This window comes from Rhodococcus sp. EPR-157 (assembly GCF_001647195.1).
In the GTDB taxonomy this organism is placed as follows: Bacteria; Actinomycetota; Actinomycetes; order Mycobacteriales; family Mycobacteriaceae; genus Rhodococcoides.
This window is the reverse complement of the sequence record NZ_LVCV01000312.1, coordinates 22715-34207: the sequence shown is the minus strand read 5'-3', so window position 1 is coordinate 34207 and position 11493 is coordinate 22715. Positions and strand designations below refer to the sequence as shown.

The following is an 11493-nucleotide window of genomic DNA, read 5'->3' as shown; positions in this document are numbered from 1 at the left end:
TATGCCGCCGTGGTGTCGACGCCGATCGCCGCGTTCCCGGTCAGTCCACTCACCAGATCGGACCCCTGCAGGGCGGCGTCGGCGTTGTCGCGGACGACGGGTACCGCGGCGTCGACTATTTCGTCGCCGGGCTGGCCGGCGAACGACACCTGAAGCGCCGCGGCCCGTCCATCCTGAGAAAGCGACTGGGGCGTGGCGCTCACGCTCACGACGCCCGGAATGTTCTCGTTCTGCAGCGTTGTTGCCAATCCTGTCGCGGCCTGCTGATCTTCCGGAGACAGCGCCGCCCCATCGGATCGCGTCACCACCAGGCTTCCGGTTGCGCCGGACAGCGTCGGAAAGTACTCGTTACCCGCTGCCTGGGCCTGCGAGGACTCGAACGAACTCGGCAGGAACGTCTGCTGATTTCCTGTCGTGTAGTCCTCGAGGCTGGGCGAGAACACGATGGCTGCAGCGGCGAGAACCAGCCAGGCAGCGATGACCTTCCACGGGTTGGACACGACGAACCGGGCTAAGGAGGCAAACATCATTCCCCGCTTCTGGAGAACACGGCCGGGCATCGAGCGTGGGTGACAGTCCCGGCATGCCTGCCACCGATCGCTGAAGCGCACAATCGAAGCTTGTGCCGTTTGACCAGGTCATTATGCTCCAAGCGCATCCACGCCCGCAGGACTTCCGCCCGACGTGACTACCCGCTCACGGGGGGTGCAGCCGCACTCAGCTCCCAGGCATCGTGAAGACCCGCGAAACGCCCGTGCACCGCGATGAGATCTGCAGGCGAACCGTCCTCGACGATTGCGCCGTCCTCCATCACCAGTACACGGTCCGCGATGGCGACGGTCGACAACCTGTGCGCGATGATCAGCGCGGTCCGGCCCTGCAGAATCGTCTCGAGAGCGCGCTGAACCAGCCGCTCGCTCGGAATGTCGAGGCTCGAGGTCGCCTCGTCGAGCACGATCACCGCGGGCGCCGCGAGGAACACCCTGGCGAAGGCCACGAGCTGGCGTTGACCCGAGCTGAGCCGTCCACCGCGTTTGCGAACATCGGTGTCGATTCCGTCCGGCAAGGTCGCGATGAACTCCGTCAGCCCGACGGCTTCTGCGGCAGCGGCCACCTCGGCATCGGTCGCCGACGGTTTGCCGAGCCTGATGTTGTCGGCGATGGAACCGGAGAACAGGAACGATTCTTGCGTCACCATGACGATGTGCTGACGCATGTTCTCGTCGTCGAGCCTGCGCAGGTCGATACCGTCGAGGCTCACGGAACCGTCGGTCGGGTCGTAGAACCGGGCGAGAAGTTTCGCCAGAGTCGACTTTCCGGCTCCGGTCGCGCCGACCATCGCCACCACCTGCCCGGCCGGGATGTGAAGCGAGAACTTGGGCAGAACGACGCGTTCGGCGTTGTACGCGAACTGAACGTCATCGAAATCGATGTCGCCTCGCGCGCTGTCCAGCACTATCGGATCCGTCGGCGCCTCCACCGACGGCTTCTCCTCGAGGACACCCGAGATCTTCTCGAGCGCAGCAGCAGCCGACTGGTAGGCGTTGAACACCTGAGCCAACTCGTCGAGCGGACCGTAGAACCGACGAAGGTACAGAACGTAGGCCGCGAGAATCCCGATATCCATGTGACCGTTGATCACCCGATAGCTACCGAACACGAGGATGATCGCGAGAGTGACGTTGCCGATCCATCTCACGATGCCGGTGTAGCTCGCCATTCCACGCAGCGCGGACGTCGTCGCATCCCGGTATTCGGTGTCCTCGGCGGCGAGAATTGCGTTGTTGCGCGTCTCACGACGGAACACCTGTACCGCACGGATGCCGCCCATCGACTCGACGAAATGCACGACGACCTTCGCGATCGCGACGCGTGTTCGCCGGTAACCGGCACGCTGCTGGCGCTGCGACCCCCGCGTGACCAGCACCAGCGGAACGAAGCCCGCCAACACGATCAGGGCAAGGGGCACATCGAGATACACCAGGATGATGGCGATACTGACGATGGACAGGATGGCGGACAAGGCGTCGTTGAGGGCACTTTCGAGCAGCGTCTGCAGCGATTCGACGTCACTGGTGAGCCGCGAGATCAGTCGTCCCGAGGTGTACTTCTCGTGGAACGACAGGCTCAACTGCTGGGCATGGCTGAACACTCGGCCTCGGAGATCGAAGAGAATCGCCTGGCTGAGGCGGCCTGACACCATCAGGAACGTGTACGTCGTGATCGCTCCGAGTATTCCGAATGCGATGTAGCCGAACACCGTCCACGCCAGCGGCGCCCAACTCCCGTCGGCAGCCGCCGAGATACCGTGATCCAGCGCGTATGCGATGAACAGCGGGCCCGCAACGAAAGCGAGGTTGTCGACGAGGATGATCGCGAGTGCGAGCAGGGCTTGCTTCCGATACGGCCGAACGAGCGACATCAGCAGTCGCCTCGACCTGCCCGCGAGAATCAGGTTGCCCGTGGAATCGACGGTGGAATCTTCGTTTCCTACTCCTCGCCAATCATTCTCAGCCACCTCCTTCTCAGCCACCTCTCTCTCAGCCATCGATAGATCCCATCACGTGACGGTATTTCGCCGAGGTCGCCAGAAGACGCTCGTGCGTACCCTGTTCCACAACTCTTCCGTTCTCCAAGTACAACACTCGGTCTGCGAGTGCGGCGGTGGACGGCCGATGCGCGACGAGCACCGTCGTCGAATGCGGTAGAACTCGTCGCAGATCGTGCTGAACCAGCGCTTCGGTGCCCACGTCGAGCGCCGACAGCGGGTCGTCGAGCACGAGAATGCGAGGTTTGCCGAGTACCGCACGTGCCAGCGCCAACCGCTGGCGCTGTCCACCGGACAGGCTCATGCCCTGTTCTCCGATACGGGTGTCGAGACCCCACGGCAGCGACGCGACGAATTCGCGGGCGTGCGCAATACCGAGCGCCTCGTCGACATCGGCGTCGGTGGCCTCGGGGCGCCCGAGTGCGATGTTCTCTCGGACGCTGGCCGAGAACAGAACTGGGTCTTCGAACGCTACCGACACCACCGAACGCAGATCTGCCAGCGCGAGCGTCCTGATATCGATGCCGTCGATCGTCACCGACCCCGACGTCACGTCGAACAGCCGCGGAACGAGGTTCGTCAGCGCGGTCTTACCGCTCCCGGTGACGCCGACCAACGCGACCGTCTCACCCGGTTCGACCCGGAAGTCGACGTCGATCAGCAGCGGCGACGAGGCGTCGGGAAACGTGAAACCGACGCCTCGGAATTCGAGGACACCGCGGATATCGCGGGGCATCGGAACTGGATGCTTCGGCTCGGTGATCGTCTCCGGGGTGTCCATGATCTCCCAGTAGCGATCTGCCGCGGTTCGAGCGTTGTTGAGTTCGGCGAGAAGGAATCCGAACGATTCGATCGGCCAGAGCAGGAACGCCACGATCGCCATGGCGGCGACGAGCATTCCCGCTGTCATGGTGCCCTGCACGATCGAGTACGCCCCGAACGCCAGCATGACGCCGATGCCGACAGGCGGGATGCCGACGATCAATTCCCACACGATGGCGAGGTAGCGAACCTTCTTCATCTCGGTACCGCGGAGCGTTGCCGCCTCCCGCAGGAACCGCCGTCTCAAATGCGCGCTGCGACCGAAGGCCTTGAGCACCCTGATGCCCTGAATGGACTCCTCGACGGTTGTGGTGACGTCGCCCGCCTGATCTTGAGCATCACGTGCGACGACGCGGTAGAGCGTTTCGAATCGCGCGCAGACGATCACCAGCGGGACCGAGGTGACTGCCATGATCAGACCGAGTTGCCAGGATTGAACGAACAGAACACCCAGCCCGACAACCAAAGTCACAGTGTTGATGATGATGAACGGACCGACGAACGCGACGAATCGACGCAGCGACGACAGGTCGGCAATGGCCCGAGAGAGCAGCTGCCCCGACTCCCAGCTCTCGTGCGCCGAGACCGACAGTCTCTGCAACTTCTCGAAGACCGCTGCGCGAGCCGAGATCTCGAACTGACTCGACGGAGCCGACACCAGATAGCGACGTACCCAGATTCCGACCGCGTCGACTGTTCCGAGAAACAGCACGAGCGCCGCGGGCCACCACACGCCGGCGAAATCACCGTCGGTGATCGGCCCGTCGATGACGCCCTGCAGTACCAGTGGGATCACCAGGCCTGTCAGCGTCGCGATCAGAGAGATGACGATCGACGCCGTGAAGTGCCACCGGTACGGCCTCAAAAACGGCAGTAACCGGGCCAGCGAACTCGGTTGCTTGGTGTCGGGGTTCGACTCATCGAGGGTTGTCGTTCGATCTTCGAGCACACCCGTGGACACTGACTTTCTCCTCACCTGCTGTGGAATGCATGGTTTCACTCCGACAGCCCTTGAACCAACCGATTTTTCTGCGGTCGCATTCCATCGTCGAACCTCGACCATGGTTGATGTCAAGGTCGGGTACTTCTGCTGATGGATCGGCACTACCGTCGGGGTGTGGATGCGGCGTGAGTCGAACGGGCGCTGCTACGCGGTTGACTGCTTGTGGCGATTGCGATCGGCCGGCCGCGTGGCTGGCGAAACCTGTCGGAGTTCTCGAGTAACGTTCTGCACAGAGTTTTGGCTTCGGGAGAGAAGGATGCGCGTGGGTTCGCGATCGATGGTGGGGCTGTTCGCCGGGATCGGCGGGCTCGAGTTAGGGCTCTCCGGGCAGGGGTGGTCGACGGAACTGCTGTGCGAAATCGACCCCGGCGCCGGTGCCGTTCTCGGCGCGCGCTTTCCCGACGTCCCGCTGCATCGCGACGTCACCAAGCTGCGTGGTCTGCCGTCGGGCACCGAGCTCGTCGCGGCGGGATTTCCGTGTCAGGATCTGTCGCAGGCCGGTCGGACGGCAGGCATCACCGGTGCAAGATCAGGACTGGTCGACGAGGTATTCCGGCTCGTCAAACGTCGCAACGGCCCACGGTGGCTGCTCATCGAAAATGTTCCCTTCATGCTGCAGCTCGGCCGCGGTGCCGCAATGAGGCACATCACCGACGCATTGTCCGACCTCGGCTACATGTGGGCGTATCGCGTCGTCGACGCCCGGTCGTTCGGGCTTCCACAGCGCCGCCAGCGGGTACTCATGCTGGCCTCTCGTACCGAGGATGCACGCGAAATTCTGTTCGCTCAGGACGAGGGGCCTCTTCCCGACGGCGACCCGTCCGAGCAGCCGTGCGGCTTCTACTGGACCGAGGGCACGCGCGGTCTCGGCTGGGCAGTCAACGCGGTCCCGACGCTCAAAGGCGGTTCGTCGATCGGCATCGCCAGTCCCCCGGCAGTGCGGCTTCCCTCCGGGGAGATCGTGACGCCGGGGATCGTCGGCGCCGAGCGGCTGCAGGGCTTCGATCCCGATTGGACGGCTCCGGCCCTCTCGCTTCCCGGGGTCCGAGCTGGGCACCGATGGAAGCTCGTCGGGAACGCGGTGAGTGTGCGCATGGCGTCGTGGGTGGCATCTCAGCTCGATCATCCGCAACCGCACGACCACTCGGACGACGTCCCGATTCTGCCGGGTCAGGCCTGGCCGGCCGCTGCGTGGGGCGCGAAGGGCACGGCGTTCCGGGTGCATCGGTCGACGTGGCCGGTCCACGAACCGTACGAGAACCTCAGTGACTTTCTCGACGACTCACGCCTGCTGTCGGCGCGCGCCACCGCAGGCTTCCTCAAACGCGCGCAAATGGGCAATCTGCGTTTCGTGCCGGGATTCCTCGACGACGTCGAATCACACCTCGACCGCATGGGCGGGCACCCGAACCCGAGAGCCGCATGAGCGATCAGCTGTTTCCCGATCCGCCTGCGCTGGCCAGACCTCTCGCGCTGGCGGGGGCCAAGCCTGCGCCCGACGCCGACCGAAGCGACAAGAAGAACTACGCGCAACGGCTTTCCAATCACCTCGCACAAACCGTCGCCGACGCCCTGCGGCCGCACTATCCCAACATCACTCCCGACGCGATGGGCGTCGGGCAGGAAGCGCAGGTCGACGTCGCGAAGGGCCGCAAGAGGCTCGACGTCAAAGCCTTGGATCCGACGCTCGGTTTGATCCTCTGCGTATCCATCAAGACGTACAGTTTCCGCGATTTCAGCCCCCGAACCGGCAAGTTCGGCCGCTGGACCAAGAACATCGTCCGCAACGATCACGAGTTGCGCGGTGAAGCGATGGTGCTGCACCAACGCCAGCCGTACAGCGTGCTCGTCGCCGTCATGTTCGAGCCGTTCTTCACCTGCGACGACGGCGACGCCTCCAAGGCCAGTGACATCGGAAAGTCGTCGTTCGCGCATCACGTCACGACGTTGTCGAAGAGGTCGGGACGCGGCAAGCGGGCCGTCGTCGGCGGTACTGGAAAGATGTGGGTCGATCTCGGCGCCGAGGACACTCGGTACGACCTGTTCGAAAAGGTGTTCATCGGGCTCTACGACACCGACGGTGAAGTCCGGTTCTTCGACGTCGACGAGTCCCCTCCTCGCAACGGTCGACCGACCAACGCCCAGACCCTCTCGTTCGAGGAGTTCACCGCGGTCGTGCATGGGGAGGTCGAGCGGCGCAACAAGTTCGCCCCGACCTGGTCCGAACCCGAGGACAGCGAAGACGGGTAGTTTCGCGCTATGTCCAGGCCGTTGACCGATGCTGCGACCAGCGCGCGGCTGAGCAAGCAGCGCCGCCGCGACACCAAACCGGAGGTCGCGCTTCGTCGTGAACTGCACCGCCGTGGGCTCCGGTACTTCGTGGACCGCGCTCCCTTCAAGGGCCTCAGGCGTCGGGCAGATCTGGTCTTTCCTCGACGAAAAGTGGCCGTCTACGTGGACGGGTGCTTCTGGCACAGCTGCCCCGAACACGCCACCAAGCCCCGCAACAACGCACAGTGGTGGGCCGACAAACTGGCCGCCAACGTCGCCCGCGACCGCAATACCGACGAACGCCTCGAAGCCGAAGGGTGGGCCGTCGTGCGGGTGTGGGAGCACGAGCCGGTCGCCGATGCTGCCGACAAGGTCGTCCGGGCGCTGGGGTGATCGGGCGCTGGGGTGACCGCCCGGTGACCGAATGTCCATTTCGGTCTCCCCGGCGCAGCGAACGGCTGGTTCGGTCACTCTGAGTGTGCGAATGTCTGTTTCGGTCTCCCCGGCGCAGCGAACGGCTGGTTCGGTCACTCTGAGTGTGCGAATGTCTCATTCGGTCACCTCAGCAGAGCGAATGTCTCATTCGGTCACCAACAAGACCCCCGAGCCCCACTACTCTGATACGCGTGGGTCAGGAGTGGAATACCAGCAGAGCATGGGCACCGCGGACGGTAACTGTGCTGCTGGTCATCGCCGGAGTTCTGTACTCCGCTTGGGTTGCGGAGTTCTTTCTCGACACCGGCCTCGACCCTGCGGTGTCGTTTCTCAGCGAGCTCGACGCAGCCGACCAGCCGTATCGACACTTCTTCAGCACCGCGGACCTGCTGACCGGAATCATGCTGATCGCAGCGGCAGCCCTGGGTCTCGCCACGTTCACGCGCAAACGACTGACGGTTACGGGTTGGATCGCGATCGGAACTTTCGGCGCAGCTACGATCGCAGACTCACAGCTTCCGATCGAATGTGTCGCCGCGAACGACCCGTCCTGCCCTGTCGAGCCGAGTGGCTTGTTCCCGCAGCTGCACCACATTCACGCGCTGACCAGCACAATCGCGGTGTTCGCCGTCTTCACCGCGATGATCGCCTTCACCGCCGCGGCTTACCGCTACCGAACGCTGCCGCTGCTCCGAACCGTGGGCCTGACCGTGCTCGTCATCACCTCACTGGCCACTGCCTGGCTGATGATCGCCGACAACCTACCCGGCTCGTCAGGCCTCGGGATCGCACAGCGAATCCAGGTCTCCGGGATGTCGGCATATCTCGTCGTACTCGGGTTGGCAGTTCGGATACGCAGAGTGGCGCTGACCGGGTAATTTCCTGAGGTATGTCGGGTAAAGATCGAATTCTGAGCTTTCTGAAGACGCACTGGGTGCCGATTCTGCTGGTGATCCTCGCGGCAGTGTTCATCGCCGAGAATCGATACAGCACCACCATCGAGCTGTTCTGGCTGAGGATCACCTCGCCACTGTGGCTGATCCTGCTCGTGCTGTTCGCCGTCGGCTTCGCGGCCGGACGCCTGAGTGGTCGACGGAAGCCGGTCAAGAAATAGACTCGCCCATATGTCGTTCACCGCTACCGCCCTCGAAGGCACGAAAACCGAGCAGTACGCGCAGCTGACGCAGCAGGCCGCCGCGCTCACCGCTGGCGAACCGAACCGGATCGCCAACGCGGCGAACATTTCTGCGCTCGTCTACCACGCCCTGCCCGAGGTCAACTGGGTCGGCTTCTACCTGTTCGACGGCACCGAACTCGTCGTCGGACCGTTCCAGGGACAACCCGCGTGTGTGCGTATCGCACTCGACAAGGGTGTGTGCGGTGCCGCTGCGACGACCCGCGAGACCCAACGAATTGCCGACGTCCACGCTTTCGAAGGCCACATCGCGTGCGACGGCGCGACCCGATCCGAACTCGTCGTTCCGCTGTACGACGGTGACACCCTCATCGGCGTCTTCGACCTCGACAGCCCGATCCCGGACCGCTTCGACGCCGACGACCAGGCCGGTCTCGAAGCTATCGCCCGGGTCTACTTGTCACCGAGCCTCTGACGCAGCTTCGAAAAACCACGCCATCACCAGCGCACCCGGATCTACGACGCCTCGAGCCGCGTCACCTACGTACGACGCGCGGCCTCTGTTGGCGGTAAGGTGCTCGGTTGCCTGAGCCCCGGTCGTCGCCGCAGCGGCTGCGTCGCGTAGACCTTTGTCCATATCTGTTGCGGCTTCGAGCGCTTCCACTGCCGGGGCGATGGCGTCGACCATCGTCTTGTCACCGATGCGCGCACCGCCGAGGTCGGTGATGGTGTCGAGACCGCTGCGCGCGGCGGCGGTGATCGATCCGAGGTCCACCGATTCGAGGCAGGTGTAGAACTGTCGGAACCAGATTCCGAACAGCGCGCCGGAGGTTCCTCCTGCATGCCCCAGGTATGCCTCGGATACTGCCTCGAATACCGTTTGTGCGGAGTAGGTTTCGCGGATGCTGGCGAGGTCCAGTTGCTCCAGAGCCGAGACCATGTTGGTGCCGAAGTCGCCGTCGCCTGCGCGCCGGTCCAGTTCGGTCAGCGCGGGTTCTTCGGCAAGCACCCGCTCGGCCCACGAGGCGATCCAGGAGGATACGAACCCGTCCTGAGGTGAATCACTTTCGCTCGGAGCGAAACTCGGACCGAAACGCTCCCGTGCGCCCAGTGTCGATGCACTCGTCGCGGGGGTGTTGGGCCAGGCGGGCGCGTCGGTCTGCGCATCCCACAGCTCGAGGATCTCGTCGTCGACGCGCACGAGCGTGATGGATGCGCCACCCATGTTCAGCGCGGTGACCAAGCTTCCGACGAGCGGGCGAGCAATGTCGATTCCTTTGTCGGCCAACAGCTCTGCCAACTCTCCATACAGGAGATGCAGCTCCATCGGGTGGGTCGCACCGAGCCCGTTCACAAAGGCGATGACGGATTCGCCTCGTTCGAGGTCCAGCGAGTGGACGACCGGCTGGGCCAGCTCCGCAACGATGTCCTGGGCAGACATCGTCGGGACCCGCGTCGTTCCTCGTTCGCCGTGAATCCCGATGCCGATCTCGATTTCACCGTCGGGCAGGTCGAACGAGAACTCGGTGGATCCGGGCAGCACGGACGGCTGCAACGCGACGGCCATGCTTCGTGCGTTGGCGGCGACCCGTCGACCGATCGCGACCACCTGCTCCATCGTGTCCCCACGCTCGGCGGCAGCCCCGCAGATCTTCTCGACGACGACGGTAGCTGCGGTTCCACGTCGGCCCGGGCCGTCACCGTCGGCGCGTTCGGTGGCGACATCGTCGTCGACCAGAACGAAGTCCGACTCGATACCGTCCTCGTGCAACAACTCTCGCGCAATGCGGAAGTTCATCACGTCGCCGGTGTAGTTCTTGACGATGTGCACCACTCCACCGCCGACACTGACCGCCCTGGATGCTCGGTGCACCTGCAGCGCGTTCGGCGAGGTGAAAATCAACCCAGGGCACACTCCCGCAAGCATTCCGGCGCCGATGAATCCCGCGTGCATCGGTTCGTGACCGCTGCCGCCGCCCGACAGAAGCGCGACCTGCCCTGCTGGTAGCGGTTCGCGTCGCGTCAGGAATCCTGGATCTGCGTGCCATGCGATGTCGCCGGTGGAGGCGATCAGGCCGCGAACGGCATCGGATACGAAGGTCGAGGGGGAGTTGACGAACATGCCTCCACCCTAGCCAGGCATCGGCGGTGGCGGCAGGCGGTAGCCGACGGGCGTCGCCGAGAAATCGATCGGGTTACGCACACCTGCGCTTGTAGCGCCCGGAACCTCTACGCGCGGATTCAATCCCAGCGCTTCCGCGAACGCGAACGCCTCGTCGAGGGAGTTGACGGGACCCGCAGGGACGTGGCGTTCGGACAGAGCCCGGTACCAGTCGTCGGCAGATCGGGTCGCGAACCGCGCCGTCAATTCCGAGACCAGGGCATCGCGGTTCGCCACCCGCGCGGAGTTGCCGATGAATCGTGAATCGCTCGACAACCACGGCAGCGAGACGACGTCCGCCAGAGCGGCGAATTGCTTGTCGTTGCCCACCGCGAGGGCAAGCGGACGATCCGCGGTCTCGAACACCTCGTACGGGACCACAGACGGGTGCTTGTTGCCCATCGCGGTCGGCACGACCCCGCCGCCCAGGTACGCGGCCGATTGATTGCTGAGCGCGGACAGCACGCACGACATCAAGTTCGTGTGCACGTACTGGCCGAGGCCCGACTGCGAACGATGATGCAGCGCAGCAAGTATCCCCGCCAGTGCGTGTAGACCGGTGACGATGTCCACCATCGCGACGCCGACCTTGGTCGGGGTCTGCGGGTCGGGGCCGGTGACGCTCATCACACCTCCTACGGCCTGGACCAGCAGATCGTATCCCGGTAGTGCAGCCCCTCCACCGGTACCGAAGCCGGTGATGGAGCAGTAGATCAAACCAGGCCGCTCGGCCGACAGCGCGGCATACCCGAGCCCGAGTTGATCCATGGTTCCCGCTCGAAAGTTCTCGATCAGAATGTCTGCACCGGAGATGATCTCGCGAGCCTCGATAAGTCCGGCCTCGGTCTTCAGATCGATCGCCCGCGAGGCCTTGTTGCGGTTCACCGACGCGAAATAGGTTGCGGTGCCGTTCGAATCGTAGGGAGGTCCCCAGGATCGGGTGTCGTCGCCGTCACCGGGTCGTTCGATCTTGATCACCTCGGCGCCCATGTCGCCGAGCATCATCGTCGCGTACGGGCCCGCGAGGACCCGCGAGAAGTCAGCGACGACGAGCCCTGCCAGCGGACCTTCGATTCTCGATGATTCAGCCATTCGGCCATGGTGACACAGTCAGAGAG

11 protein-coding genes are annotated in these 11493 nt (G+C 64.1%); 6 read left to right on the top strand and 5 right to left on the bottom strand.

The window, feature by feature from the left end; translation table 11 throughout:
- The 3 genes from A2J03_RS14555 to A2J03_RS14545 form a co-directional block, all read right to left on the bottom strand.
- On the bottom strand, positions 1 to 500 hold a 500-nt coding region (locus A2J03_RS14555; protein WP_231912538.1), incomplete at its 3' end, for an MMPL family transporter.
- A gap of 188 nt (positions 501 to 688) precedes the next feature.
- Positions 689 to 2548 (bottom strand): ABC transporter ATP-binding protein, encoded by a 1860-nt coding sequence (locus tag A2J03_RS14550; RefSeq protein WP_068375148.1) that lies wholly within the window; start codon positions 2546 to 2548, stop codon positions 689 to 691.
- Positions 2541 to 4331 carry an ABC transporter ATP-binding protein gene (locus A2J03_RS14545; RefSeq protein WP_068375155.1) on the bottom strand — a complete coding sequence of 597 codons (1791 nt, stop codon included), beginning with the start codon at positions 4329 to 4331 and terminating at the stop codon, positions 2541 to 2543. The genes A2J03_RS14550 and A2J03_RS14545 overlap by 8 nt, the downstream gene beginning before the upstream one ends.
- 319 nt (positions 4332 to 4650) lie before the next feature.
- Here A2J03_RS14545 and A2J03_RS14540 point away from each other — a divergent pair, with 319 nt between their 5' ends.
- From A2J03_RS14540 to A2J03_RS14515, 6 genes are all read left to right on the top strand, one after another.
- Positions 4651 to 5799: a DNA (cytosine-5-)-methyltransferase gene (locus A2J03_RS14540; protein ID WP_197480772.1), complete on the top strand. Its 1149-nt coding sequence runs from the start codon at positions 4651 to 4653 to the stop codon at positions 5797 to 5799.
- Positions 5796 to 6623: a hypothetical protein gene (locus A2J03_RS14535; protein WP_068375142.1), complete on the top strand. Its 828-nt coding sequence runs from the start codon at positions 5796 to 5798 to the stop codon at positions 6621 to 6623. Before A2J03_RS14540 ends, A2J03_RS14535 begins: the two co-directional genes overlap by 4 nt.
- 9 nt (positions 6624 to 6632) lie before the next feature.
- The gene (locus A2J03_RS14530; protein ID WP_068375139.1) at positions 6633 to 7037 is read left to right on the top strand and encodes a very short patch repair endonuclease; all 405 of its coding nucleotides are present in this window, start codon (positions 6633 to 6635) and stop codon (positions 7035 to 7037) included.
- Positions 7038 to 7270: 233 nt separating this feature from the next.
- Positions 7271 to 7957, top strand: coding sequence for a DUF998 domain-containing protein (locus A2J03_RS14525; protein ID WP_068375134.1), 687 nt, complete (start codon positions 7271 to 7273; stop codon positions 7955 to 7957).
- Positions 7958 to 7968: 11 nt separating this feature from the next.
- On the top strand, positions 7969 to 8193 hold the full coding sequence (locus A2J03_RS14520; RefSeq protein ID WP_068375132.1) for a hypothetical protein: 225 nt from the start codon (positions 7969 to 7971) through the stop codon (positions 8191 to 8193).
- A 10-nt stretch (positions 8194 to 8203) separates the two neighbouring features.
- The gene (locus A2J03_RS14515; RefSeq protein ID WP_068375129.1) at positions 8204 to 8689 is read left to right on the top strand and encodes a GAF domain-containing protein; all 486 of its coding nucleotides are present in this window, start codon (positions 8204 to 8206) and stop codon (positions 8687 to 8689) included.
- On the opposite strand, the gene A2J03_RS14510 is transcribed toward A2J03_RS14515, so the two are convergent.
- Positions 8675 to 10336 carry a dihydroxyacetone kinase family protein gene (locus tag A2J03_RS14510; protein ID WP_068375128.1) on the bottom strand — a complete coding sequence of 554 codons (1662 nt, stop codon included), beginning with the start codon at positions 10334 to 10336 and terminating at the stop codon, positions 8675 to 8677. The two genes, A2J03_RS14515 and A2J03_RS14510, sit on opposite strands and share 15 nt — an antisense overlap.
- A 9-nt stretch (positions 10337 to 10345) precedes the next feature.
- Entirely contained in the window at positions 10346 to 11467 is a 1122-nt protein-coding gene (locus A2J03_RS14505) for a CaiB/BaiF CoA transferase family protein (protein ID WP_068375126.1), read from the bottom strand.
- Positions 11468 to 11493 lie beyond the last annotated feature (26 nt).